Annotated in this window: 21 protein-coding genes; 12 read left to right on the forward strand and 9 right to left on the reverse strand. The window is 60.2% G+C overall.

Annotated elements, in window-relative coordinates; all coding sequences use genetic code 11:
• Window positions 1-25 precede the first annotated feature (25 nt).
• Window positions 26-1831, reverse strand: a complete 1806-nt coding sequence (locus JF539_RS08265; protein WP_207139822.1) for a PHA/PHB synthase family protein — start codon at window positions 1829-1831, stop codon at window positions 26-28.
• Window positions 1832-2046: 215 nt separating this feature from the next.
• Here JF539_RS08265 and JF539_RS08270 point away from each other — a divergent pair, with 215 nt between their 5' ends.
• From JF539_RS08270 to JF539_RS08310, 9 genes are all read left to right on the forward strand, one after another.
• Entirely contained in the window at window positions 2047-2289 is a 243-nt protein-coding gene (locus JF539_RS08270) for a hypothetical protein (protein ID WP_207139823.1), read from the forward strand.
• 295 nt (window positions 2290-2584) lie between these two features.
• A complete protein-coding gene (locus tag JF539_RS08275; RefSeq protein WP_207139824.1) occupies window positions 2585-3802 on the forward strand; it encodes an LL-diaminopimelate aminotransferase in 1218 nt (405 codons plus the stop codon).
• A gap of 22 nt (window positions 3803-3824) precedes the next feature.
• A complete protein-coding gene (locus JF539_RS08280; RefSeq protein WP_207139825.1) occupies window positions 3825-5147 on the forward strand; it encodes a homoserine dehydrogenase in 1323 nt (440 codons plus the stop codon).
• A gap of 45 nt (window positions 5148-5192) precedes the next feature.
• Window positions 5193-6188, forward strand: coding sequence for a class II fructose-bisphosphatase (gene glpX / locus JF539_RS08285; RefSeq protein WP_209017051.1), 996 nt, complete (start codon window positions 5193-5195; stop codon window positions 6186-6188).
• A gap of 20 nt (window positions 6189-6208) precedes the next feature.
• A complete protein-coding gene (gene recJ / locus JF539_RS08290) occupies window positions 6209-8014 on the forward strand; it encodes a single-stranded-DNA-specific exonuclease RecJ (RefSeq protein WP_207139827.1) in 1806 nt (601 codons plus the stop codon).
• An 85-nt stretch (window positions 8015-8099) separates the two neighbouring features.
• The gene (locus JF539_RS08295; RefSeq protein WP_207139828.1) at window positions 8100-8291 is read left to right on the forward strand and encodes a hypothetical protein; all 192 of its coding nucleotides are present in this window, start codon (window positions 8100-8102) and stop codon (window positions 8289-8291) included.
• Between the two features lie 82 nt (window positions 8292-8373).
• Window positions 8374-9276, forward strand: a complete 903-nt coding sequence (locus JF539_RS08300; RefSeq protein ID WP_207139829.1) for a nitrilase-related carbon-nitrogen hydrolase — start codon at window positions 8374-8376, stop codon at window positions 9274-9276.
• A 101-nt stretch (window positions 9277-9377) separates the two neighbouring features.
• A complete protein-coding gene (locus JF539_RS08305; protein WP_207139830.1) occupies window positions 9378-9863 on the forward strand; it encodes an NUDIX hydrolase in 486 nt (161 codons plus the stop codon).
• 108 nt (window positions 9864-9971) lie between these two features.
• Window positions 9972-11477, forward strand: a complete 1506-nt coding sequence (locus JF539_RS08310; protein WP_328809216.1) for an anion permease — start codon at window positions 9972-9974, stop codon at window positions 11475-11477.
• A gap of 45 nt (window positions 11478-11522) precedes the next feature.
• On the opposite strand, the gene JF539_RS08315 is transcribed toward JF539_RS08310, so the two are convergent.
• The 5 genes from JF539_RS08315 to JF539_RS08335 form a co-directional block, all read right to left on the reverse strand.
• Entirely contained in the window at window positions 11523-12239 is a 717-nt protein-coding gene (locus tag JF539_RS08315; RefSeq protein ID WP_207139831.1) for an endonuclease/exonuclease/phosphatase family protein, read from the reverse strand.
• A gap of 172 nt (window positions 12240-12411) precedes the next feature.
• On the reverse strand, window positions 12412-12987 hold the full coding sequence (locus JF539_RS08320; protein WP_207139832.1) for a sarcosine oxidase subunit gamma: 576 nt from the start codon (window positions 12985-12987) through the stop codon (window positions 12412-12414).
• On the reverse strand, window positions 12980-15982 hold the full coding sequence (locus tag JF539_RS08325; protein WP_207139833.1) for a sarcosine oxidase subunit alpha family protein: 3003 nt from the start codon (window positions 15980-15982) through the stop codon (window positions 12980-12982). The genes JF539_RS08320 and JF539_RS08325 overlap by 8 nt, the downstream gene beginning before the upstream one ends.
• A complete protein-coding gene (locus JF539_RS08330) occupies window positions 15979-16284 on the reverse strand; it encodes a sarcosine oxidase subunit delta (RefSeq protein ID WP_207139834.1) in 306 nt (101 codons plus the stop codon). Before JF539_RS08330 ends, JF539_RS08325 begins: the two co-directional genes overlap by 4 nt.
• Window positions 16285-16298: 14 nt before the next feature.
• Window positions 16299-17552: a sarcosine oxidase subunit beta family protein gene (locus tag JF539_RS08335; protein ID WP_207139835.1), complete on the reverse strand. Its 1254-nt coding sequence runs from the start codon at window positions 17550-17552 to the stop codon at window positions 16299-16301.
• A 390-nt stretch (window positions 17553-17942) separates the two neighbouring features.
• On the opposite strand from JF539_RS08335, the gene JF539_RS08340 reads away from it, so the two are divergent.
• Both JF539_RS08340 and fghA read left to right on the forward strand, forming a co-directional pair.
• Window positions 17943-19055 (forward strand): S-(hydroxymethyl)glutathione dehydrogenase/class III alcohol dehydrogenase, encoded by a 1113-nt coding sequence (locus tag JF539_RS08340; RefSeq protein ID WP_207139836.1) that lies wholly within the window; start codon window positions 17943-17945, stop codon window positions 19053-19055.
• A 137-nt stretch (window positions 19056-19192) separates the two neighbouring features.
• The gene (gene fghA / locus JF539_RS08345) at window positions 19193-20020 is read left to right on the forward strand and encodes an S-formylglutathione hydrolase (RefSeq protein WP_207139837.1); all 828 of its coding nucleotides are present in this window, start codon (window positions 19193-19195) and stop codon (window positions 20018-20020) included.
• Window positions 20021-20025: 5 nt separating this feature from the next.
• On the opposite strand, the gene JF539_RS08350 is transcribed toward fghA, so the two are convergent.
• The 3 genes from JF539_RS08350 to JF539_RS08360 form a co-directional block, all read right to left on the reverse strand.
• Window positions 20026-20424: a DUF423 domain-containing protein gene (locus JF539_RS08350; protein WP_207139838.1), complete on the reverse strand. Its 399-nt coding sequence runs from the start codon at window positions 20422-20424 to the stop codon at window positions 20026-20028.
• 18 nt (window positions 20425-20442) lie between these two features.
• Window positions 20443-22485 carry a M3 family metallopeptidase gene (locus JF539_RS08355; RefSeq protein WP_207139839.1) on the reverse strand — a complete coding sequence of 681 codons (2043 nt, stop codon included), beginning with the start codon at window positions 22483-22485 and terminating at the stop codon, window positions 20443-20445.
• Between the two features lie 110 nt (window positions 22486-22595).
• Window positions 22596-23201 (reverse strand): pyridoxamine 5'-phosphate oxidase family protein, encoded by a 606-nt coding sequence (locus JF539_RS08360; protein WP_207139840.1) that lies wholly within the window; start codon window positions 23199-23201, stop codon window positions 22596-22598.
• A gap of 466 nt (window positions 23202-23667) precedes the next feature.
• Here JF539_RS08360 and JF539_RS08365 point away from each other — a divergent pair, with 466 nt between their 5' ends.
• Window positions 23668-25020 carry a substrate-binding protein gene (locus JF539_RS08365; protein ID WP_207139841.1) on the forward strand — a complete coding sequence of 451 codons (1353 nt, stop codon included), beginning with the start codon at window positions 23668-23670 and terminating at the stop codon, window positions 25018-25020.
• Window positions 25021-25090 lie beyond the last annotated feature (70 nt).

Below are 25090 nucleotides of genomic sequence, written 5' to 3' on the forward strand. Positions count from 1 at the left end.
CCCCGCCGGCTCCTGGGTCCGTGCCCTAGACTTTCATCATGACATAGGAGCCCGGCGCATCCTCCAGCACCTTCACCCGGTTGGCCCCGGGCTTGCGCGCCTTGGCTGTCTGCGAATTCTGGTCGCGGATCCACCGATCCCAGTAGGGCCACCAGGATCCCGGATGCTCCTCGGCCGTCTTGATCCAGGCATCGAGCGCCCCCTTGGGCTCACTGCCGGTCCAGTACTGGTACTTCTTGCGCACCGGCGGATTGACGACCCCGGCAATATGTCCGGATCCTGCGAGCACGTATTCGACCGGTCCGCCAAAACAGCCGGACCCGACAAAAACCGACTGGGCGGGCGCGATGTGATCTTCCCGCGCCGCCAGGTTGAAGATCGGTATCGTCACCTTTGAAAGGTCGAGGACCTCGCCCGCAATCTCCATTTCGCCCTTGGACAGCTTGTTGTCCAGGTAGCAATTGCGCAGGTAGAATGAATGGTTGGCTGCCGGCATGCGGGTTGAATCGGAATTCCAGTAGAGCAGATCGAACGGGAAGGGCTCCACACCCTTCAGGTAGTTGTTGACCACATAGGACCAGATCAGGTCGTTGGACCGCAGCATGTTGAAGGCGGAGGACATTTTGGAGCCTTCCAGATAACCGGCCTCCTTCATCCGCTTTTCCATCAGTGCAATCTGGTCCTCGTCGACGAACACCTTGAGGTCGCCGGCATAGGTGAAATCGACCTGGGTCGTGAAGAACGTGGCGGTCTTGATGCGCTCGTCGCCGACGCGCGCCATGTAGGCGAGCGTGACCGCGAGAAGCGTGCCACCGACGCAATAGCCGATAGCGTTCACTTCCTCCTGCCGCGTGGCGCGCTTGATCACGTCCAGGGCATGAAGGATGCCTTCTTTCATGTAGTGTTCGAAGCTCTTTTGAGCCTGTTTCTCGTTCGGATTGACCCAGGAAATCACAAAAACCGTATGTCCCTGATCGACGGCCCATTTGATGAAGGACTTCTCCGGGTTGAGATCGAGTATGTAGAACTTGTTGATCCACGGCGGAACGATGAGCAGCGGCCGCTTCAGCACTTCTTCGGTGCTCGGCGTGTACTGAATCAGCTGGCAGACATCGTTTTGAGCGATGACCTTGCCCGGCGTCGTGGCCAGGTTCTCGCCCAGCTTGAACTTCGATGCATCGGTCTGCCGGATCTTGAGTTCGCCCTTGCCGGTCTTGAGGTCCTCGACAAGATGCTTCATGCCCTTGACCAGATTTTCGCCGTTGCTTTCAAGCGTCAGGCGCAACAGTTCCGGATTGGTCAGAACGAAATTGGACGGTGAAACCGCGTTGGAGATCTGTGTGACGTAGAACTGCGCCTTGTGACGGGTGTGGTCGTCGAGCCCCTCCGCTTCGTGGACCATCTCTTCGGCCCACTGGCTGGTGATCAGATAGAGCTGTTTGATGAAATCGAAGAACTGGTTGTTCTCCCAATCGGGATCGGCGAAACGCTTGTCTCTCGACGGGGTCTGAACAGCCGGTACGGAGGTCTCGCCCATCATGCGTTTCAAGGACGAATTCCAGAGTTGTATGTAACCGCTCCAGAGCCGCGACTGGGCTTCGATCGCGCGCTGAGGATCCGACGCCCAGTACTCGCCCACCTGTGCCAGCGTTTTGATCACTCCGGTCAGTTCGTCTGTCGATTCGTGCTTGATCGTCCCTTTTTCCCTCGGCTCGATATAGGCTGCGAGCGCCTTGCCGGCCTGCTCCAGAGTCTTCGCCAGATTCTGGGCAAAAGCCTCCGGATTACTGATAATGTACTGCAGCATGGGATTCTGGCGTTCGTCGGCCATGGGCGGGCGTCCCCTCCGGTTTCCTTCGCCTCTTCCGGCCAATACGGGCCAGCGGGCTTTTCAAACTCAAAAAGCTTTATCTTATTATAATTTAGCTTGTATTTTGGACTAGCAGGTATTTATGACACAATGATCTGGCTCAGTCGATTGGATTTCAAGCCATCAAAAAAGCGCACACGGAAATCGGACCGCCCCGGGAAAGGTTGGATGGCTCAATGAGACGCACGCACCCTGTGGCGATTTGCAGCATACTGTCGCTTTGGCTCTGCTCCTGCGCGATCGGGCCCGGTACGCCGCTCGTGGATGCTCTCAAGGCAAATCCCGGTACTGTCAGCAGCAACGTGCCGCCACCGAAGGGATACGGGTCCCCGGTCGGGGGCGCCGAAGCGTCCGGTCTGATCAACGCCAGGGACCGCGAGGCGACGGAAGCCTATTTGAAATCCCTTGCCTCGGAATAGACAGGATCGGCGACTACGCCGTGAACCGGCATGGAACCGGTGCGATTGGCGTTCAGGTCGCCTTAAGTTTAGATGGCTATTGAGCTAAAGACGGGTGCGCATTTCGGTTGAGGCTGTTAAAAGAGCCGCGCCGCTTGGTGCAACGTCCGGTGTTCCATGCGGCCGATGGAGCATCTTGTCTGCGCTCGGACGAACGCAATCAAGATGCTCCAACTGTCTAAATCGATCAGCGGATACCCGCCCGGTTTCGATCGGATGTCCCTTGATCCAAGGTCAACTCGCAAGGATCCGCGCCATGGAGGAATTCCACAAAGTCAAACGGCTGCCGCCGTATGTGTTCGAACAGGTCAACCGTTTGAAGGCGAAGGCGCGCGGGGCAGGGGCGGACATCATCGATCTTGGCATGGGAAATCCGGACCTGCCCACGCCTAAACATATCGTCGACAAGCTGACCGAGGTGGTCCAGGACCCGCGCACCCACCGGTATTCCGCTTCGAAAGGGATACAGGGGCTGCGCAAGGCGCAGGCCGCCTATTACGGCCGCCGGTTTGGCGTGAAGCTCGATCCCGACAGCCAGGTGATCGCGACGCTCGGCTCCAAGGAAGGCTTCGCGAACATGGCCCAGGCCATTTCGGCGCCGGGTGACGTCATTCTGAGCCCGAACCCGAGCTATCCGATCCACACCTTCGGTTTCCTGATGGCCGGGGCCTCCATCCGGAACATACCGGCAGAGCCGGGGACGGGCTTCTTCGACGCACTGGAACGCGCGGTCATTCATTCCGTGCCGAAACCCATCGCTATCATCCTGTGCTACCCGTCAAATCCGACGGCCTGTTGCGCGGACCTGGAGTTCTACAGGGACGTCGTTGCGTTCGCGCGCAAGCACAACATCTTCATTCTTTCGGATCTGGCTTACTCGGAGATCTATTTCGGCGAGACGCCGCCGCCCTCGGTCCTGCAGGTGCCGGGCGCGCTGGATATCACGGTCGAATTCACTTCGCTTTCAAAGACGTTTTCCATGCCGGGCTGGCGTATGGGATTTGCGGTCGGCAACGAGCGGTTGATCGCGGCGCTCGCCCGGGTCAAGTCCTATCTGGACTACGGTGCCTTCACCCCCATTCAGGTGGCCGCGACCGCCGCGTTGAACGGACCGGAGGACTGTATCAGCGAAACCCGGGAAATCTACAAGCGGCGCAGGGATGTCGTTGTCGATAGTTTCGGGCGTGCCGGCTGGGATATTCCGGCCCCCGAGGCCAGCATGTTCTGCTGGGCGCCGATCCCGGAGCAGTTCCGTTCTTTGGGAAGTCTGGAGTTTTCCAAGCTGCTGCTGGAACGTGCCGAGGTTGCTGTCGCACCGGGCATCGGCTTCGGCGAACACGGGGACGAATACGTGCGTATCGGATTGGTGGAAAACGAACAAAGATTGCGTCAGGCCGCAAGAAATATCCGCCGCTTCCTTGAAACCGCGGAGCAAAAGCTGCACAACGTCATCCCGCTTGAGAGTTCTCGTTGAACAGGACTGGATTTAACTCCATATGGCTGAACCATTGAAAATAGGCGTTGCAGGTCTGGGGACCGTCGGAGCGTCTGTCATTCAACTTCTGACAAAACATGGCGGGCAGATCGCTCGCAAGTCCGGCCGGGCAGTGAGCGTCACCGCGGTGAGCGCGCGCGACAGGTCCAAGGACAGAGGAGTTGATGTTTCTTCTTTCGATTGGTTCACCGATCCTGTTGAAATGGCGGAAAAGGCCGACATCGATATTTTCGTGGAGCTTATCGGGGGCGACAGCGGCCCGGCGGAAGACAGCGTGCGTGCCGCCCTGAGCCGGGGTATCCATGTCGTCACCGCGAACAAGGCGCTGCTGGCCCGTCACGGTGTGGACCTTGCCGGCCTCGCCGAAGACAACGAGGCGTGTCTGAACTATGAGGCCGCCGTGGCCGGCGGAATTCCGATCGTCAAGACGCTGCGGGAATCCATGGCCGGCAACGGCATCGGCCGGATCTACGGTATCTTGAACGGCACCTGCAATTACATTCTGACCCGGATGGAAGCCGAGGGGATCAGTTTCGAGGAGTGTCTCGCCGATGCGCAGCGCCTTGGCTACGCGGAGGCCGATCCGACATTCGATATCGAGGGCAACGATACGGCACACAAGCTGGCGATCCTCACCAGCCTGGCTTTCGGGACGAAAATCGCCGCCGACGACATTTATATGGAAGGCATCACCTCGATTACGACCGCAGACATTCAGGCGGCCGACGAACTGGGCTACAGGATCAAGCTGCTCGGAGTGGCGCTGATGACGGAAACCGGTATCGAACAGCGGGTCCATCCCACGATGGTTCCGAAAACATCCGCGATCGCGCGGATCGACGGCGTCCTGAACGCGGTGGCCGTGGACGGTGATTTCGTCGGCGAAATCGTTCTTGTGGGTCCGGGGGCCGGTGGCGATGCCACGGCTTCCTCTGTGGTTGCCGATATTGCCGATGTTGCCCGGGGCGATGAAACGCCGGTGCTTGGAACCCCGTCCGCCGATCTGAAAGAGTATCAACGCGCCCGGATGCGCCTTCACGAAGGGGGCTATTACATTCGCCTGTCGGTTTTTGACAGACCGGGTGCATTCGCCGAGATCGCACGGTGCATGGGCGACGTGGGAATCTCTCTGGAATCGATCGTCCAGAAGCGCCATGCGGGAGAAGACGCTCCGGCAAGATTTGACGCCGATGTGCCTCAACCTGTCATCTTGATCACGTATGAAACCACCGAGGTCGCGATCAAGGAGGCGTTGGAGACGATTATGTCCAAAGGTGTGGTCGCCGAGCGCCCACAGATGATCCGAATTGAAAAACTGAACTGAGTAGAGTGCCTGTCCAGCTATCTTGCGGGGAGAGCGGAGATGTTGATGTCCAATACTGAAAACCAGCCGTCAAGCGGCCTCGATCGCATTTTGACCCTCGAACTGGCGCGCGTCAGCGAAAGAGCGGCTGTTTCGGCTGCCCGGCTGCGCGGCCATGGCGACGAAATGGCGGCGGACCAGGCGGCGGTCGACGCGATGCGGCGCGAACTGAACCGTTTGCCGATTGACGGCACCGTTGTCATCGGCGAAGGCGAACGCGACGAAGCGCCGATGCTCTATATCGGCGAAAATGTCGGCACAAAACAGGGGCCGAAGGTCGACATCGCGCTCGACCCCCTGGAAGGCACGACAATCTGCGCCAAGAACCTGCCGAATTCGTTGGCCGTGATCGCGCTGGCGCCTGAGGGCGATCTTCTGAACGCCCCGGACAGCTACATGGACAAGATCGCGATTGGCCCCGGCTATCCTGACAACCTGATCGATCTCGATGTGCCGATCGCTGAAAACATTGCCGCCGTTGCGAAGGAAAAAGGCGTCAAGGTCGAGGAGGTGACGGCTTGTGTGCTCGACCGGCCGCGCCATGCCCGCCTGATCGAGGAAATCCGCGCCACGGGAGCCGCCATCCGCCTGATCGGCGACGGCGACGTTGCCGGCGTCATTCATACGACCGATCCGGATGAAACGGGGATCGATATTTACGCCGGTATTGGCGGTGCGCCTGAAGGTGTGCTGGCGGCGGCCGCGCTTCGCTGTATTGGCGGCCAGATGCAGAGCCGCCTCGTGATCACCCGCGACGAGCAGGTCGAACGGGCGCATCGCATGGGCATCGACGACATCAAGAAAAAATACAAGCTTGAGGAAATGGCCGGTCCGGATGTCCTGTTCGCGGCAACCGGTGTAACGGACGGCAACTTTCTGCAGGGCGTGCGCTTCGGCCGCAACCACATCACCACACATACCGTCGTGATGCGCTCGTCGACTGGAACGGTTCGCTACATCAAGGCCCAGCACACGGATCTGGCCAAGTTTCATCTGGATTAAGGCGGCACCGAACAAGGGCAATGGAAGAAGACGAAAGGCGCTTGGTCCTGGGGGTGACCCGGTCGGCAAACGACAATGCCTGGCGAGAGCGTCTCAGTGCCTCTGAAAACCGTGCCGCTCTCGCCATTGCCCAGTCGCATGGCTTGCCGGATGTTCTGGCCCGGGTCATGGCGGCCCGGGGCGTTTCCCCGGAGACCGCTGCCGAATTTCTGGAGCCGTCCATCAAGTCCCTCATGCCGGACCCATCCGGTCTGGTGGACATGGATCGGGCGGTCTCCCGGGTCGCGGATGCCGTGCAATCCGGCAAAAAGATCGCGATCTTCGGCGACTATGACGTCGACGGGGCGACGTCCTCGGCGGTGTTTGCGAAATACCTGCAATGGCTGGGGCTCGACCCCGTCATTCATATTCCGGACAGGATCATAGAAGGCTACGGACCGAACGGGCCGGCTATCGAAAACCTGTGTGCGGGCGGAGCCGAATTGCTCGTCACGCTCGACTGCGGCAGTACCTCCTTCGAGGCTTTCGAAGTGGCTTCGAAACTGGATCTCGACGTGGTGGTCATTGACCATCACCAGGTTGGAGAGAGCCTTCCGGACGTCAGCGCCCTGGTCAATCCCAACCGGCAGGATGATCTGTCGGGACAGGGGCATCTCGCCGCGGTCGGGGTCACCTTCCTGTTTCTGGTCGGCCTGAACCGCGAATTGCGCCGAAGGGGAGCCTTCCAGACACGTCCGCAGCCCGATCTCATGACACTTCTGGATCTGGTTGCGTTGGGGACAGTCTGCGACGTTGTGCCCCTGAAGGGACTGAACCGTGCCTATGTTACCCGTGGACTCACGGTCATGCACCGGCGCGCGAACTACGGCCTGACGGCTCTCTCCGACGTGGCCAGAGTGAGCGGAAAACCCGCGCCCTACCATCTGGGTTTTCTGATCGGCCCCCGGATCAATGCGGGTGGACGGATCGGCGACGCCGCCCTGGGTGCGCGTCTCCTGACGACGGAGGATCCTCACGAAGCGAGAACGATCGCGGCACGCCTCGACCAGCTCAACAGCGAGCGTCAGGCGATGGAAGCCGTCATGCTCGAGCAGGCGGGCGCCGAAGCGGCCATGGCGATCGAGACCCGCGATCCCGCCGTCCTGCTCACGGGCTCGGAAGACTGGCATCCGGGTATCGTCGGCCTGATCGCATCGCGCCTCAAGGAAGCGCACCGGCGTCCGGCCTTCGCGATTGCCTATGACGCCAGCGGCAAGGGGACAGGGTCCGGCCGCTCCATTCAAGGGGTGGATCTCGGCAAGGCGGTGCGTCAGGCCGTCGAAAACGGATTACTTGAGAAAGGTGGGGGACACGCCATGGCCGCCGGTCTGACGGTCCGGCGGGAAAAGGCTGCGGACCTTGAGGCCTTTTTCAACGAAACGCTCGCCGAGGCGGTGGAGGTCGCGGCTTCGAAACGGGATCTTTCGATCGACGCGGCCCTGACCGGGACCGGTGCAACGCTGGATCTTCTCGAACTTCTGGAAAAGGCGGGACCGTACGGTGCCGGTCACTCGGAGCCTGTCTTCGCTTTTCCGTCCCACCGTGTGTCCTTTGCCGATGTTGTCGGAAACGGACATGTACGGGCGACGCTGGCAGCCGGAGACGGCAGCACATTGAAATCGATTTGTTTCAAGGCCGCCGACAAACCCCACGGGCAGATGCTGCTGGAGGGGAGAGGGAAGTCTCTTCACGTTGCCGGAACGCTCTCCATTGATACGTGGCAGGGCAGCCCCAAGGTCCAGTTGCGTATCCTCGACGTCGCCGATCCGCAGAAAAGCCGTCTTTGAATTCACATGGTAAATGGGGTGTTAACGCTTCGCTAAGCCTCTTCACCTAGGGTTGTTCTGAACGAAGGAATCGTGAGGAACAGGCATGCGCGCTCAGAATGAGCTCTCGCCGTATTTTGCGGAAATCGACCGCCGTACAGACAGGGCCCTGAAGGGAGTACGCGAGGTCCGGCGTTCGGCGAAACTCAAATCGCTTCCAAAAGAGCCGAATGCCTTTTTTGTCGGCACGGTGTTTCTGGCCGTGTTGACCGCCTTCGTTGCATTGTTTGTCGAATAGCCGTCGGCGGCGCCATTGCCGCTTGATCTTACCGGCGACAACATTTTAAGTCAGGCGCAGTAACTGAAACGGTGCAGGCGTCATGACCGAATATCCTATTGCTCTCTGGTCTTTTAACCTTGGTCGCGCTCCGGCCTCCGTAAGAGAGTTTGCCGAACAGATCGAGGACGGAATGAAGCGGGCTTCCTCGGAAGGTGCAAAGCTTCTCGTACTTCCAGAGTATCTGAATGAGTGCTGCCTGGCGTTTAAGCCGGAAGGTTTGAGGCCCGACCGGGAAATGGACTGGTTGGCCAGCGTCGGCGAAGAGCTGCTCCCCCTGATCGCGCCCTTGCCGAAACAATACGGTCTCTCGGTGCTTGCCGGATCGATGCCGGTCAAGACGCCTGAGGGGATCACGAACACGGCGGTTCTTCTGACGTCTGACGGCCGGGAAATCCGGCAGGACAAATTGTGCCTGACCCCTTTTGAACAAAATTCCGACACCTGGCGGCTGATCCCCGGAAAAGAACTGCGGGTGTTTGAGCTGGACGGCCTGAAAATGGCGATCCTGATCTGCCTCGATGTGGAAATGCCGGCGCTCAGCGGCCTTTTGGCCAAACAGGATCTCGATCTTTTGATCGTGCCTTCGATGACTGAGATGCACTCCGGCTACCACCGTGTCTTCGGTTGTGCGAAGGCAAGGGCCGTTGAACTCATGTGCGCCGTCGCCGTTTGCGGTGTTGTCGGCAGGTCGCAGGGAACGACACAAAACGACACCAATGTGTCAGGCGCCGCGCTCTATCTGCCCTGCGAAGAGGAGTTCGGATATTCTGGGATCGCCGCGGAAATAGCTCCGACGGGGGGAACCCGGGGAGAAGAGCCGTTTTTGATTGCCAGCGTGCCTTTTGAAAAGCTGAGAGACTTGAAAACCGGCAAGGCGGAAGTCTGGCCGGGAGCCTGGACGGCCGACCACGTAGCGGTAAAAGTGGACGAGCTGGCCGTCTGAACGATAGACGCGTATTGATGTGCACCAAGTGCATGTTTTTCTGGACTGTGCATCGGAATCTCCATATATAGCGGCTAAGTTTAGGCCCAATGGGTGTGGAGATGACCATCGCCAGAACAGTTTCGGCGCAAGATGACTCGTGGTTGCGGGGGCTGGGAAGCTTATTCGTTAAGCCGGCCCGTCTGCAGATCGCGGCGCTATGCGTGCGTCCGGGCAAAAAGGAACCTGAAATCCTGCTTGTGACCACAAGGGACACGGGGAGGTTAATTTTGCCCAAGGGCTGGCCGGAAAAGGATAGGCCTGCCCATGAAACCGCTCTCACTGAAGCCTATGAGGAAGCGGGCGTGATCGGCAAGGCGGGAACGCGTCCGATGGGAAGTTTCCGGTCTTTCAAAGGCCTTGGCACCGGGCTGAAACTCCGCACGACCGTTGTCGTTTTCAAGGTCACGTTCAAGAAACAATTGAAGAAGTATCCCGAACTCGGCCAGCGCAAATGCGTTTGGCTGCCGCTATCGCAGGCGATGGAGGCGGCCGACGAAACGGCGCTCAAGCGATTCCTGCGCGATCATAAATCCGAGATTCGGTAAACAGGTTCAAACCGATGGGCCTTCTCCCGGCGCGATCATCATTGGCGCCGGGCTGAAGGTCTTTGCTTCGGTTGCCTGCCCGGTGCTCTTCCTTTCGAGGTTGGCTGCTTGCTGAAAAACAATGACTCGATTTCCAGGGGTCTCGACAAGGATCTCGACAGGATCGGTTTTTTTGCGGACGCGGCCGAGGCCATGGGACGCCGGCTGACCGGGCCGGGGCTTGCTCTGCTTTTTCTTGCTCTTTGCGCCGCCGTCGCCGCTGCGGAGGTTCTCTCGCAGGAAGTGTCGCATGTGCTCGTGATTGCGGCGGCAAGCGCAACGGCAGGCTACATGGCGCTCAATATCGGCGCCAACGACGTCGCCAACAATGTCGGTCCCGCGGTCGGTGCCCGCGTCATCAGTCTGACGGGGGCGCTCCTGCTGGCCGCGGTTTGCGAGACGGCCGGAGCCTTTCTGGCGGGCCGTGAGGTGGTCTCGACTGTCTCCCAGGACATTTTCAGTTCCGCGAACATCGGCGACAACCTGATCTTCATGCAAGGCATGTTGACCGCGATGGTGGCTTCCGCCTTGTGGATCAACTTTGCAACCTTTGTCGGTGCGCCCGTTTCAACGACACATTCGGTGATTGGCGGGGTTGTGGGAGCCGGCATGGCACTCGGCGGAGTGTCGGCCATCGACTGGTCCACGGTCTCTGCGATCGCGCTCACCTGGATGACGGCACCCGTCATCGCCGGCACCATTGCGGCGGTCCTGATGGCCTTCATGAACAGGTTTGTCTATTATCGCCGGGACAGGCTCGAGGCGGCCTATGTCTGGTTGCCGGTGCTCCTAGGCCTGACCGGTGCGATCTTCACGGCTTTTCTCCTGTTCAAGTCCGTGCAGCATCAGTTGCCCCTGCCGGGGTGGCTTGGGGCCTGTATCAGTTTGCTGACAGGTCTGCTTGTCTGGCGGCTCTACCGCACCGTGATCGCGCGCCGGTTGCCGGAACTTGAAGACAACTCAAGAGGTTTGAAAGAGCTGTTTGCGGTGCCGCTCATGGTGACGGCGGCTCTTCTGTCGTTCGCGCACGGCGCGAACGATCTCGCCAACGCCATCGGGCCGCTCGCGGCGATAGTCAGCAGCCATGCGGGCGATACCGATTTGAGCGCCTGGTATATCGAACGGGTGCAGTCGAACGTTCCCATTTGGGTCACCGGAGTCGGGGCATTTGGCATTTCTGCCGGACTGCTTCTGTTCGGCCGCCGCCTGGTAACGGTGGTCGGGAAGCAGATCACCAAATTGAGCCCCATACGGGCCTTTTGCGTCACCTTGGCGACGGCGGTCACTGTCCTGACTGCTTCGAGCCTCGGGTTGCCTGTCTCCTCGACGCACACGGTGGTGGGGGCTGTGTTTGGTGTCGGATTTTTCCGTGAGTGGTATCTCAATCGCTATGTGGCGGAGGGTAACCAGCTAAAGCCTCGAAAAACGCTGCGCAATCGTGAAGTTCACAAACGGCGTTTGCTCGTGCGGCGCGCCAGTCTGCTGACCATAGTAGCTGCCTGGGCGGTGACGGTTCCCATAACCGCGCTCTTGTCCGCCGCCCTGGTTGGTGCGCTTGGGGTGATTTTTCAGTGACCGGCTTTTCGCTACGCTCCTAACAGAACCGGCGACCGGCATTCGTCATCCGGCAAGGTGCCCGGCCGGCTCGAGGGCGAGTTCCGCCCATACGGGCAGGTGATCGGAAGCGACACGGGCCGTCTTGGATTTGTGTACGCCGGCGCGCCGGACGGTAAACTCGGGACTGGTGATGATCCTGTCCAGACTGCCGACTGGCATCGGGCTCGGAAAGCTGCGGCCGGGGGTCGTCACTTCGTAGTGTTGCTCGAAGAGTTTCAGGCTCTTGGAACCGTCGCGCCACTCGTTGAGGTCGCCGATCAGAACGGTGGGTAAATAGTCGAGATGCTCGTGCAACTGATGCATCAGCGACGCGACCTGCTTCTTGCGGAAATGTCCGACCAGGCTGAGATGCATCGCCGCGATGCGTATTTTTTCGCCTCCGACGGTCAGATCCGCGGCGACGGCGCCGCGCGGCTCAAGAGTGGGAAGGTCGATCCGGCGGTGGTCCAGGATGCCGATGGACTTGCGGATCAAAAGAGCGTTGCCGTGCCAGCCAAGGCTGCGGTCGCTGGTGGCGAAGGGCACCGGCCGGTAATCGGTTTCGGATAGAAGCACGTTGCGGTCGAGCGTGCTGGCGCGCGGCCCGAACCGCTTGTCGGCTTCCTGCAGCGCGAGAATATCGCAATCCAGCTCACGAATGACTTTCATGATCCGCTGTGGCTTGCGGCGGGCATCGACGCCGATGGCTTTCTGGATGTTGTAGGAACCGATCTTGAGCATGGCCCGAGAGTGCCGGGCTTTTAACGGAAATGGCAAGACCCGGTCAGGCGATATACCCAGGGACCGGCATTCCGTTAACCTTTCGTGTCCGAATTCAAGTTTCGCGCCTTCCGCTTCGTATCCGGTGGAAGGCGTGAGACGAAGATCGGGTCTTGCCCGGTTCCGTGAGCCGTCAGGCAGCTTCCAGCTCTTTCGCGGACTGCACCAGAAGACCGGAGACATAGTCCATGAACGTCGCCCAGGCCTCGACCGCGAACGTCTCTTCCGCGAGCCGCCAGACCATGACGGGCGCCTTGTGAAAGACTGTCCGGGTCACGGTTCCTACCGGGAACTCCTCAAGCGAGAAATCGATGAAGATACCGGTATTGAGCAGCCACACGGCCTGTTCTCCGCTGACGATGACGGTCTCCGAGCGGTCGGAAACGTCGACCAGCGCGTGTGGATGTCCCGAGAGCGCGGACTCGATCGCATCGAAAACGGCTTGAAGTTCGTCTTCCGGGGCCAGCAGGGTCCATTCGTCTGGGCCCATCCAGAGCGCGGCCCGCTTTTCGGCGGAGTTGGACGACAGCGGAGCGACCGGCAGGTCCAGGCCAAAGGCGGTACCCGCGGCGCCGAGCGACGCTTCTCGCGCCCGGAACGACAGCCGGGCCAGGGGCGCGGCTTTCAGGATCGAGAGGGAACTCAGGCTGAGAAGCGGCGTTTCGCCGGCATCCGGCGTGATCAGGCCGCCGGCCAGAACGTCAGACATTGAGCCGTGCTCCTTCCTTGTCGTAAAACACCGTTCCGGTCACCTCGACCGGAATGCTGCCGTCAGGCATGGGGACGTAGAGGGTTTGCCCTTCCAGCGCGTGTCCGTTTTTGACCACAGCCAGTGCGATGGTGCGGTCCAGCGCCGGGCTATAGTAGGACGAGGTCACATGACCTTCCGCGGGCGTACCGGTTGCCGGAGTTTCCGCCGTCGTGATCTGAGCGCCTTCCTCAAGTTTCACCTTGGGGTCCTTGGTGAGCAGGCCGACAAATTGCTTGCGGTTTTCAGCGATGAGGTCGGGACGCTCCAGACCGCGCTTGCCGACGAAATCGAACTTCTTCTTGCCGATGGCCCAGCTCATGCCGGCGTCGTGAGGCGTAACGGTGCCATCCGTGTCCTGGCCGACAATGATATAGCCTTTTTCGGCGCGCAGAACGTGCATGCTCTCAGTGCCATAGGGCGTTCCACCGTGCTTCTCGATCTCCGCCGCCAGGGTCTCCCACAGCATCCTGCCGTGGCGCCGGGGTACGTTGATTTCAAAGCCAAGCTCTCCGGTAAAGGAAATCCGGAACAGGCGGCAGGGAACGCCGCAGAAGGTGGCTTCCTTGACGCTCATATGCGGCAGGGCCTCGGCGGAGAGGTCGACACCTTCGATGAAGGGGGCAATAACCTCCCGGGCCTTGGGGCCTTGAACGGCCGCGACCGCGTATTGCTCCGTGGTGGAAGTGATCCAGACGTCCAGATCGGGCCATTCGGTTTGCAGATAGTCTTCCATCGTCGCGAAGACGCTCGGCGCACCGCCGGTCGTCGTCGTGACATGGAAACGATCTTCCGCCAGGCGGCCGATCACGCCATCGTCGGTGATAAAGCCGGCATCGTTGAGCAGAAGACCGTATCGGCAGCGCCCCGGTGCCAGTTTCTTCCAGGGGTTGGTGTACATCCGCTCCAGAAATTCGGCGGCATCGGGACCGACCACTTCGATCTTTCCGAGCGTGGAGGCGTCGAAAAGCCCGACGCTTTCGCGCACGGTCTTGCACTCCCGGGCGACGGCGGCATGCATGTCTTCACCTGTTTTGGGGAAATACCATGCCCGCTTCCATTGGCTGACGTCCTCGAAGACGCCGCCGTTCCCGACCACCCAATCATGCGACGGCGTCTTGCGCACCGGATCGAAGAAATCACCGCGTGCGACGCCGGCGAACAGACCGAAGGTGGTCGGCGTGTAAGGCTGCCGGAACGTGGTCAGTCCCACTTCGGGCATCGGCCGCTCAAGCGAACCGGAGGCGATCTGCAGGGCGTTCATGTTCGACAGGCGGCCCTGATCGGTCGCCATGCCGGTGGTGGTGTAGCGCTTGATATGCTCGATGGAGTGCATTCCCTCGCGCACCGCCAGCTTCACGTCTTTCGCCGTCACGTCGTTCTGGTAGTCGACGAAAGCCTTGACGCGGGAGGCGTCGCGGTCGTGGGGCAGGGCGCCGAGCGTTCCACCGTTCCCGGCCTCGCCGCCGGACGCGGTCGCGCGCGTGAAGGTCGCGGTCTTCCCCGTCGCCGCTCGGGCGGCTTCTTCGCCGGCGGCATAGCCGTCTTCCAGGGTCGCCTGAAGACCGTAGAGGCCTTTGGATGCGCCGGTCGATCGTTCTTTCTGGACCGGCTTGCCAGGAACATAGGCGCCTTTTTCCGCGTCCCAGACGACTTTTCCCCTCGATTGGGAATAAAGGCTTACGGTCGGCGTCCAGCCTGCGGACATCAGCAGAGCGTCGCATTCGACCTGACCGCCGGAGGCGACCTGTCCGGATGTCATGAGCCTGCCCAGCAGCGCTGCCTTGACCCGTTTGCGGCCAAGGGTTCCGGTCACCACACAGCCGGCTTCGACACGGATGCCGCGCGCCTTGGCGATGCTGATCAGGTTGTCGGGCGGCGTCTCGCGGATGTCCGCGATAGCCACCACTTCGACACCGTGGTCGGCCAGGTCGAAAGCGGCCTGCCAGGCCGTGTCACAGGCGGTGGCGACCAGAACCTTGTGACCGACCTTCACGCCGTAGCGGTTCAGATAGGTGCGGCCGGCTTCGGCGAGCATTACACCGGGTCGGTCATTTTCCGGAAACGCCATGGGACGCTCGATTGCGCCGGCGGCAATGACGACTTCCCTGGCCCGTACCTGCCACAGCCGCTCACGCGGCAGCTTGGGGTCCGGGTCCTTCAGATGCTCGGTCACCCTTTCGGCGAGAGCGATGAAATTATGCGCGAAGTATCCGAAGGCCGTGGTACGCGGCAGCAAGGTCACGTTGGCCATCGCGGAGAGCTTCTGAATTGTCTCGCTGACCCAGATCGAGGGGTCCTTGCCGTCTATGCTCGCGCTGGCTACGCTCAGGAGAGACCCACCGAATTCCGCTTGCTCGTCGCACAGGATAACCCGCGCTCCGGTTTCCGCCGCCGCAAGCGTCGCGGCGAGGCCCGCCGGGCCGGAGCCGACAACCAGAACGTCACAGTGAGCATATTGATTGCCGTAGTAATCGTGGTCGGGGTTCTTCGGTGGTCTGCCGAGCCCCGCCGCTGAACGGATGATCGGTTCATAGACGCGGTCCCAGAACGATTTCGGCCACATGAAGGTCTTGTAGTAGAAACCGGCGGGAAACAGCGGCGACAAGAGATCGTTGACCGCCCCGACGTCGAAACCGAGGGACGGGAACCGGTTCTGGGAAATCGCCTGCAGGTCCTGATAGAGTTCAACCTGGGTCGCGCGCAGGTTCGGTGTCTGGTCCCCGTTACGGTAGATGCCGACCAGCGCATTGGGCTCTTCCGAGCCGGCGGTCACGATCCCGCGAGGGCGGTGATATTTGAACGACCGCCCGACCAGGTGAATGCCGTTGGCCAACAGGGCGGAGGCAAGGGTGTCCCCCTTGTGGCCGTGCAGCTCCTCGCCGTCGAAAGTGAAGGTCAGCTGTTCGGCGCGGTCGATCCGGCCACCTTTCTCTGTACGGAACGGCTGGCTCATTTGCCTGCCTCCGCAGCAAGTGCGTTAAGATCCGGCATCGGTTCCCCGGCCTTGTAGAATTTCAGGAAGTCGTCGCTCACCGTGTCGCGCACAGCGTTGAAGAAGCGTCCGCATCCGTGGATATGGCGCCAGCGTTCGGCATAGACGCCTTTGATGTTGCTGCGCGTGTAAAGAAAATCCACCCAGTCCTCATCGGTTGTCTTGGACGGGTCGGAGGGGCGGGCGATATGAGCCTCGCCACCACAATGGAACTCCGTTTCGGCGCGTTTCACCTGGCAGTAGGGGCAGTAAATCAACAACATGGCTGGCGTCTCCCCTAGTGGGCCACAGCGGCCGCGGCCGCCTCGTCGATAAGCCGGCCGGTCTTGAACCGGTCGATGGTGAAGGGTGCGTTGATCGGGTGCGGCTCGTCCTTGGCGATGGTGTGGGCGAAGAGGTGCCCGGAACCGGGTGTCGCCTTGAAGCCACCCGTGCCCCAGCCGCAATTGACGTAAAGACCCGGTACCGATGTTTTGGAGAGAATCGGAGAGCGGTCCGGCGTGGTGTCGACGATACCACCCCAGTTGCGCAGCATGCGCATGCGCCGGAAATGCGGAAAAAGCTCGCAAATCGCGTCGATCGTGTGGTTGGTGATATGGATGCCGCCAGCCTGGGAGTAGGACACGAACTGATCCGTCCCCGCGCCGATGACCAACTCGCCTTTATCCGACTGCGAAATATAGGCATGGATCGTGTTGGACATGACCACACATGGAAAGGCGGGTTTCACCGGTTCGGAGACAAGGGCCTGCAGGGGAAAGGATTCCAGCGGCAGCCGGAGCCCGGCCATGGACATGACCACAGACGTGTGCCCGGCGGTCACGACGCCGATTTTCTTGGCCTTGATGAAGCCCTTGGCGGTTTCAACGCCCTCCACGGCACCGTCCGGTGTTCGGCGGATGCCTGTCACGGCGCAGTTCTGAATGATGTCGACACCCAGAGCGTCGGCGCCTCGTGCATACCCCCAGGCGACGGCGTCGTGACGGGCGGTGCCGCCGACGCGTTGCAGCGCTCCACCCATCACCGGGTAGCGGATGTTCCTGGAGATGTTGAGCGGGGGGCAGTATTCTTTCGCCTGTTCGGGGGTCAGCCACTCGTTCTGCACGCCGGCGAGCCGATTGGCGTGGATATGGCGCTGCGCAGACTGAACGTCGTGAACGGTGTGGGCCAGCATGAGGACGCCACGTGCGGAGTACATGACGTTGTAATTGAGGTCCTGAGACAGGTTCTGCCAGAGGCCGATCGCGTGATTGTAGAGGGCCGCGCTTTCCTCCCAAAGATAGTTGGAGCGCACGATTGTGGTGTTCCGGCCTGTATTGCCGCCGCCGAGCCAGCCTTTCTCGATTACACCCACATTACGGATGCCGTGTTCCTTGGCAAGGTAGTAGGCGGTCGCCAGTCCGTGGCCACCGGCGCCGACAATGACCACGTCATATTCGGCTTTCGGTTCCGGCGCACGCCATTGGCGACCCCAATTCTGGTGCGCGGAAAAGGCGTTTTTCGCCAGTTCCAGGAAGGAATAACGCTTCATAAAGCAGCGGCTCCGCACGTTTTCAGGTTACCGGCCCTGGCGCTCAGGATGCGACGGCCGTGGAGTTAAGTCGTTCAGGTCTCAACCGTAGCTTATGAGGCAGCGGCCCGTCCAATGCCGCGCATATTCGCGATTGGTCATGGGGTTGCATATCAGGTTTCGGTCGCTTGCTTGTCTGAATGCGACATGGGTCTTTTATCGGCTGCGGCCAATCGTTCCAGTGCTGCGCTACGCGGAAAACGCAGTGACACAGCTTCCGGCCTCTGTCGCCGCGTCCTGAACGTTCCGGCACAGATAGCGCAATCCCGACACCCTGTGCCGTTTCGGTTCTTGCAATCGGATGACCAAGAGGTATGTCTCAGCGAACGTTCGCGCTAAGGAGATGGATCAATGGAAGTTCGTGCAGCTGTCGCCGTGGGAGCCGGAAAACCGCTCGAAGTAACAACTGTCAATCTGGAAGGTCCGCGTGCCTTCGAGGTTCTCGTTGAGGTCAAGGCCACGGGAATATGCCACACCGATGAATTCACCCTTTCCGGCGCCGATCCGGAAGGTCTCTTTCCGGCTATTCTCGGCCACGAAGGTGCGGGTGTGGTCGTCGAGGTCGGACCCGGGGTGACGAGCCTGAAACCGGGCGATCATGTCATTCCGCTTTACACGCCCGAATGCCGCAGCTGCGAATACTGCCTTAATCCGAAGACCAATCTCTGCCAGTCGATTCGCGCCACGCAGGGACAAGGTCTCATGCCTGACGGATCGTCCCGGTTTTCCACCTTGGATGGAGATCCTATCCTTCATTACATGGGGACCTCGACCTTCGCCAACTACACGGTGGTTCCGGAAATCGCACTGGCGAAGATTCGCCCCGACGCGCCCTTCGACAAGGTATGCTATATCGGCTGCGGCGTAACGACGGGAATTGGTGCGGTCATCAACACGGCCAAGGTGGAGATCGGCTCCCGGGCGATCGTTTTCGGTCTCGGCGGCATCGGCCTCAACGTGATCCAGGGACTGCGGCTCGCAGGCGCGGACCAGATTGTCGGCGTTGACCTCAATCCCGACAAGAAGGAAATGGCAGAGCGCTTCGGCATGACCGACTTCGTGAACCCGTCGGAGGTCGAGGGCGATCTGGTTCCCTATCTGGTAAACCTCACCAAAGGCGGTGCGGACTACACCTTCGACGCGACCGGCAACGTTCAGGTGATGCGGACCGCCCTGGAAGCGGCGCACAAGGGGTGGGGCGAAAGCATCATCATCGGCGTGGCTCCGGCGGGCGCCGAGATCTCCACCCGTCCGTTTCAGCTGGTCACCGGGCGGAGTTGGCGCGGCACGGCTTTCGGCGGCGCGCGCGGGCGCACGGATGTTCCGAAGATCGTCGACTGGTACATGGACGGAAAGATCGAGATCGATCCGATGATCACACACACAATGCCGCTGGAAGACATCAACAAGGGTTTCGACCTGATGCATTCCGGTGAATCCATCAGGTCGGTGGTGCTTTACTGAAGACAGAGGGTAATTCCCTTGTCATATCGGCTGAGCACATTCTGACAACGTCAGGGAGGGACCGGTCCTGCCGGTCCTTTCTCAACCCCCATTCAAATCGAGTCCGGGTCGACCGGCAGACGGGAGCTTTCCGCCAAATGAAAACCGTTTCAGAAAACAAATCCTTCGGCGGCATCCAGGGCGTTTACAGCCATGCCTCGCAGGCCTGCGGCTGTGACATGACTTTTGCCGTCTATCTGCCGCCGCAGGCACAGGAAGGACCGGTGCCATGTCTTTGGTACCTTTCCGGGCTGACCTGTACCCACGAAAACGCCATGACAAAGGCCGGTCTTCAGGCGCATGCGGCGGAGGCTGGACTGGCGCTCGTGTTTCCCGACACCAGCCCGCGTGGCGAAGGCATTGCCAACGACGAAGCCTACGATCTCGGCCAGGGCGCCGGTTTTTACATCGATGCCTCGCAGTCTCCCTGGGCACCGCATTTCCGGATGGAGACCTATATCGCAAGCGAACTTAGGGATCTTGTAACGGACAACTTCGCCGTTTCGGTGCTCCATGGCATCACTGGACATTCCATGGGAGGACACGGTGCGCTGACGCTCGCCATGAAATATCCCGGACACTACCAGTCCCTGTCCGCCTTTGCTCCAATCGCCAATCCCACCGAATCCGACTGGGGCCGGAAGCAGCTTGGCGCCTATCTCGGTCCGGACGAAGCCGTCTGGTCCGGCCATGACGCAACCTTGCTGTTGAGACATAAGGGGTGGGCCGGAGACATACTGATCGACCAGGGGGCTGACGACCAGTTTCTGGACCTCTTGAGGCCACAGGCGCTGGGCGCAGCGTTGACCGAAACGAAAACGGCGCACAGCTACCGGATGCACGCCGGCTACGACCATTCCTATTATTTCGTGTCGACCTTTGCGCGTGATCACGTTCGCTGGCACGCGGAGCGGCTGAAAGGCTGATCCGGCTACGAAGGTGATCGTCTCGGTTTGATGCTGAAGGCGCTGAGGCCGATTGCGATCCAACCGAGAATGACCAGCAGTCCTCCTGTCGGAGCGGCCATCGCGAAGAGGCGGTGGCCGAGGATCATGCGCGAGAACAGGTCGCCGCAAAAGAGCGTCAGGCCGCAAGAGAACAGGAGCACGGAGAGGGTAAGGAACGGGCTGCTGCGGACCTGGGACAGAATGCCGAGGCCGAGGAACACCGGTGCGTGAAACAACAGCATCTGCGCCGAGGTCGCCATGAGATCCGACGCCGAGCTATGAGCCGAAAGGGCAAGGCTGACGACACCCAAGGCACCGGAAAGCCCGCCCAGGGCGAGGGACAGGCGCGAGAGCCGCGTCGTCGGGTCGAGGTGGAGGGTCATCTTCGATCACCTTCGTTTTTACGCGGCAAATCCGCGCTTTTCCAGAAGAGCGTCGATCTTTGGCGCCCGGCCTCGGAAAGCTATATAGGTCTCTTCCGGGTCCGGCCGCCCTCCGGCGGAATAGATATGCGTCAGCAGCTTTTCCGCCGTTTCGGGATCGAAAATGTCTCCGGCTTCCTTGAAGGCGTCGAAGGCATCGGCGTCCATCACCTCGGACCACATGTAGCTGTAGTATCCCGCTGAATAGCCGTCTCCGGAAAAGACGTGCTGAAAATGCGGAATCCGGTGGCGCATGGTAATGGCTTTCGGCATGCCGAGTTTACCGAGTTCCCGGGCCTCAAAGGCCGAAATATCGAGATCTTCCGGCCGCTCGAGCAGATGCAGCTCCAGATCGATCAGGGCCGACGCCGTGTACTCGACGGTGGCGAAACCCTGATTGAAGTTCGCCGCCGCTAGAAGCTTGGTAAGGAGTTCTTCCGGCATGGGCTCGCCGGTTTTGTAATGGACGGCATATTTTGAAAGAACTTCGGGTTCCGAGAGCCAGTGCTCGTAGAGCTGCGAAGGGAGTTCGACGAAGTCCCGTGCAACACTTGTTCCTGAAATCATGGGGTAGGTCACGTTCGACAGGAGCCCGTGCAGGCCGTGGCCGAATTCGTGAAACAGCGTTCTGGCATCGTCGAAGGTCAGAAGGGTCGCTTCTCCCGGTGCTCCCTTGGAGAAATTCATCACATTGACGATGATCGGCGGGACGTCGCCGTCAAGCCTGTGCTGCGACTGGAAGGCGCTCATCCAGGCGCCGGAGCGTTTCGAGGAGCGGGCGAAATAGTCTCCCAAAAACAGGCCGACATGATTGCCGTTCCGGTCGAGCACCTCGAAGGTGCGCACGTCCGGATGATAGACCGGCAGGTCGTGAAGTTCCTTGAAGGACAGACCGAAGAGGCGTCCGGCGGTGTCGAATGCGGCCTCGATGACCTTGTCGAGCTGAAGGTAAGGCTTCAGTTCGGTCTCATCGAGGTCGTGCTCCGCCTTTCGGACCTTTTCGGAGTAAAAACGCCAGTCCCAGGCCTCGATCGGATGATTCTCTCCGCCGCTTTGCGCCATATCCGCGAGCGCGGCCTCCTCTGCGCGGGCCTGCGCGACGGCGGGTTCCCAGACCCTGGTCAGGAGATCGCGCACGTTACCGGGAGTTTTCGCCATCGTGTCATCGAGTTTGAAGGCGGCGAAATTCTCAAATCCGAGGAGCCTGGCTTTTTCGGCTCTCAGGGCCAGCGTTTCCTGGATGATGTTCCGGTTATCCGTCTCGCCGCCGTTTTCGCCGCGGCTCGCCCAGGCCTTGAACGCTTCCTCGCGCAGCCGCCGGTTGGTCGAAAACTGCAAAAAAGGCTCTATGGAGGAGCGGGAGAGGGTGATGACATGCTTGCCGTCAAGGCCGCGCTCCCGGGCGGCCTCTGCCGCCGAGGTGAGCAGGAAATCGGGCAAACCGGCGCGGTCCTCCGCGCTTTCCAGAACGAGCTGGTAGTCCGACTCGTCTTTCAGGACATTTTGGGAAAAACCGGTTCCCAGCACCGCCAGCCGCTGCGAGATCTCCGCCATGCGTGTCTTGTCCGCTTCGCCGAGGCCGGCGCCGGCGCGCTGGAACATCTTTTGATAGCGTTCGAGAACTTTCGTCTCTTCGTCGCCGAGACCGAGGGATTCACGCTGGTCCCAAAGGGCTGCGATGCGCTTGTAGAGGTCGGCGTTCAAGAGCGTGTCGGACGAATGCTTTGCCAGCTTCGGCGCAACGTCGCGCTCGATTTTCTGAAGATCGCTGTTGGTGTGCGCGCCCGTCAGATTGAAAAAGGTGCGCGCGACTTTTGACAATTGCTTCCCGGACGCTTCAAGCGCGGTGATCGTGTTTTCGAAAGTCGGTTCGGCCGTCTGGCTCGCGATACCGTTGATTTCGACGCGCGCTTCGGCCATCGCCTTTTCGAACGCTTCGTCGAAATCGCGCGGTTCTATGTCGCCGAAAGGGGGAAGTTCGAAAGGGGTGGTCCAGTCTGCGAGCAGCGGATTGACGGTCATGGGTACCCTCAAGAGGAAAGGTTTTCAGTTGGTTCAGATATGGCGCTTTGCAGAGCAGCAGCCAAGGGCCTTTTCCTTGATTGCGCCGCACCGCTTGGACGGAATTTGACCTACCACATGCTTTTTGCCGCGCGGCCAACCCAATCCGCGTCGTAGGTCTTCCCGTCGAAACTATCCTTGATTTCCTGCATGATAGCGCCCGGGCTGGGCAGGTCACCCTCCATGATTCTTTTCTCCGGGTTCCAGAGATCGGCCCGCAGGATCGCTCTTGCGCATTGAAAGTAGGCGGTTTCGATGTGGATGACGATCACTGTTCGCGGCAGATGGCCTTCTTTTTCAAAGGAAGCGATGAGGTCCGGGTCGACGGATATTTCCGCTCTTCCGTTCACCCTGAGCACATTGTTCCAGCCCGCCACCATGAACATCAGGGAGACCCTTGGGTCCCGGATGATATTGCGCAGGGAATCAATCCGGTTGTTGCCTCTGCGGTCCGGCATCAGCAATGTCTTTTCATCCGCCACCCGCACGACAGGACCGTCGTCGCCGCGCGGAGAACAGTCCAGCCCCTCCGGTCCGCAAGTCGTCAGCGCGCAAAAGACAGACGCCTCGACGACCTTTCTGTAAGCGGGGCTGAGGTGGTCTATTTCCTTGATCAGGGACGCTTCGCCTGCGGTTCCATAATGGGAATGGAGTTCATCAAGTGATTTCAAGATCATTTTGAGCGGAGTCCTGCATCGGAAGGAAAGGTAAGACCGGGACCTTATCTCGCGGTTTTCGACAGGGTCAATGAATTTGCATCGCAGGCCTGACCCTCAACTTTGGTCTATCGGTAGCGCGGCCGTATGCTTTTACCATTACGTCAAAGTAACTTCGCAGCGCCAAAAACGAGGTCGCTAAATTATTGAGTAAATGTATTTAATCGAATGCTGCAACGCATTATTTCAAAGTATCCGTATTAAGAAAAGGAAATGTAATACACCCAAAGTATAATAATCGATTACGTTGAAGCGCGCCGATAGTCGTATTGCTGTAAAGTGTTTGATTTTTCTACAGTCGGGCCAGCTTGTGGTTTTGACGCGGAGGAACCGGTGCGCCGGTAGGGTAAAAGTCGAAACCGCTTGCGGCTGTACAGCTATCACGGGTGCGTCCGAGGTGGATGCACCCGCCTTCTGGGAGGAAAGCATGAGCTTAATTCGTAAACCCCTCAATCGGCGTTCCATTCTGCGTGCGGGCGCCATGGGCGGTGCCGCCTTGGCGACGCCGACCGTATTTACCAGCAGCGCCTGGTCTGCGCCTTATCTCAACGAGCCCAAGGGCGGAGAAGTCACTTTCGGATTTAACGTTCCGCAGACCGGCGCCTACGCCGATGAAGGCGCGGACGAACTGCGCGCCTATCAGCTTGCCGTGAAGCACATCAATGGCGAAGGCGACGGCGGCATGCTGAACACCTTCTCCTCGAAGGCGCTGGGAGGCAACGGTGTCAACGGCAAGAAAGTCGCTTACGTCACCGGCGACACGCAGACCAAGTCGGACGCCGCCCGCGCGTCGGCGAAGCGCATGATCGAAAAAGACGGCGCCATCATGATCACCGGCGGTTCGTCCTCCGGCGTTGCGATCGCCGTTCAGTCGCTGTGCCAGGAAGCCGGCGTCATCTTCATGGCCGGTCTGACCCACTCCAACGACACGACCGGCAAGGACCGTCGGGCGAACGGTTTCCGTCACTTCTTCAACACGGAAATGACCGGCGCCGCCCTGGCTCCGGTGCTGAAAAACGCTTTCGGCACCGACCGCAAGGCCTATCACCTGACCGCCGACTACACCTGGGGCTGGTCTCAGGAAGGGTCGATCAAGAAGTATACCGAAGCGCTTGGCTGGAATACGGTCGCAGCAGTCCGCACCCCGCTCGGGGCGGGCGACTTCTCGCAGTACCTGACACCGGTTCTCAACTCCGGCGCCGACGTGCTTGTCCTGAACCACTACGGCAAGGACATGGTCAACTCTCTGACCCAGGCCGTGCAGTTCGGACTGCGTGAAAAGCAGGTCAACGGCAAGCAGTTCGAAATCGTGGTTCCGCTGTTCTCCCGCCTTATGGCGCAGGGTGCGGGCGATGCCATCAAGGGCATCTTCGGCTCCACCAACTGGAACTGGTCGCTGCAGGACGAAGGCTCACAGGCATTCGTCAAGTCCTTCGGTCAGGAATACGGCTTCCCGCCGAGCCAGGCCGCGCACACCTGCTACGCGCAGGCGATCCTTTACGCGGATGCCTGCCAGCGCGCCGGAACCTTTGAACCCTGCGCGGTTGCAGCGGCCCTTGAAGACTATGAGTTCGACGGGCTCGGCAACGGTCCGACCCTCTACCGTGGCGCGGACCACCAGTGCTTCAAGGACGTTCTGGTCGTGAAGGGTAAGGAAAATCCGAGCTCGCAGTTCGACCTTCTCGAAGTCGTCGAGATCACTCCGCGCGCCCAGGTCGAGTACGCTCCCGACATGGAAGACGTCAAGGGCGACCTCGGTACCTGCAACAACGGCGCATAAGCGCTCATGAAAAGAACAGCCGCCGGACGAAACGGCTCGGCGGCTGTTCGGTTTTTCGGGCAGAGGGTTC

Origin of the sequence: Roseibium aggregatum (genome assembly GCF_017309185.1) — a bacterium.
Classification (GTDB): Bacteria; Pseudomonadota; Alphaproteobacteria; order Rhizobiales; family Stappiaceae; genus Roseibium; species Roseibium aggregatum_B.

Excerpts from the sequence above, each read along its gene's own strand:
- JF539_RS08265 (WP_207139822.1), bottom strand. The coding sequence starts at position 1,831 with ATGGCCGACGAACGCCAGAATCCCATGCTGCAGTACATTATCAGTAAT.
- JF539_RS08270 (WP_207139823.1), top strand. The coding sequence starts at position 2,047 with ATGAGACGCACGCACCCTGTGGCGATTTGCAGCATACTGTCGCTTTGG.
- JF539_RS08275 (WP_207139824.1), top strand. The coding sequence starts at position 2,585 with ATGGAGGAATTCCACAAAGTCAAACGGCTGCCGCCGTATGTGTTCGAA.
- JF539_RS08280 (WP_207139825.1), top strand. The coding sequence starts at position 3,825 with ATGGCTGAACCATTGAAAATAGGCGTTGCAGGTCTGGGGACCGTCGGA.
- glpX (WP_209017051.1), top strand. The coding sequence starts at position 5,193 with ATGTCCAATACTGAAAACCAGCCGTCAAGCGGCCTCGATCGCATTTTG.
- recJ (WP_207139827.1), top strand. The coding sequence starts at position 6,209 with ATGGAAGAAGACGAAAGGCGCTTGGTCCTGGGGGTGACCCGGTCGGCA.
- JF539_RS08295 (WP_207139828.1), top strand. The coding sequence starts at position 8,100 with ATGCGCGCTCAGAATGAGCTCTCGCCGTATTTTGCGGAAATCGACCGC.
- JF539_RS08300 (WP_207139829.1), top strand. The coding sequence starts at position 8,374 with ATGACCGAATATCCTATTGCTCTCTGGTCTTTTAACCTTGGTCGCGCT.
- JF539_RS08305 (WP_207139830.1), top strand. The coding sequence starts at position 9,378 with ATGACCATCGCCAGAACAGTTTCGGCGCAAGATGACTCGTGGTTGCGG.
- JF539_RS08315 (WP_207139831.1), bottom strand. The coding sequence starts at position 12,239 with ATGCTCAAGATCGGTTCCTACAACATCCAGAAAGCCATCGGCGTCGAT.
- JF539_RS08320 (WP_207139832.1), bottom strand. The coding sequence starts at position 12,987 with ATGTCTGACGTTCTGGCCGGCGGCCTGATCACGCCGGATGCCGGCGAA.
- JF539_RS08325 (WP_207139833.1), bottom strand. The coding sequence starts at position 15,982 with ATGAGCCAGCCGTTCCGTACAGAGAAAGGTGGCCGGATCGACCGCGCC.
- JF539_RS08330 (WP_207139834.1), bottom strand. The coding sequence starts at position 16,284 with ATGTTGTTGATTTACTGCCCCTACTGCCAGGTGAAACGCGCCGAAACG.
- JF539_RS08335 (WP_207139835.1), bottom strand. The coding sequence starts at position 17,552 with ATGAAGCGTTATTCCTTCCTGGAACTGGCGAAAAACGCCTTTTCCGCG.
- JF539_RS08340 (WP_207139836.1), top strand. The coding sequence starts at position 17,943 with ATGGAAGTTCGTGCAGCTGTCGCCGTGGGAGCCGGAAAACCGCTCGAA.
- fghA (WP_207139837.1), top strand. The coding sequence starts at position 19,193 with ATGAAAACCGTTTCAGAAAACAAATCCTTCGGCGGCATCCAGGGCGTT.
- JF539_RS08350 (WP_207139838.1), bottom strand. The coding sequence starts at position 20,424 with ATGACCCTCCACCTCGACCCGACGACGCGGCTCTCGCGCCTGTCCCTC.
- JF539_RS08355 (WP_207139839.1), bottom strand. The coding sequence starts at position 22,485 with ATGACCGTCAATCCGCTGCTCGCAGACTGGACCACCCCTTTCGAACTT.
- JF539_RS08360 (WP_207139840.1), bottom strand. The coding sequence starts at position 23,201 with ATGATCTTGAAATCACTTGATGAACTCCATTCCCATTATGGAACCGCA.
- JF539_RS08365 (WP_207139841.1), top strand. The coding sequence starts at position 23,668 with ATGAGCTTAATTCGTAAACCCCTCAATCGGCGTTCCATTCTGCGTGCG.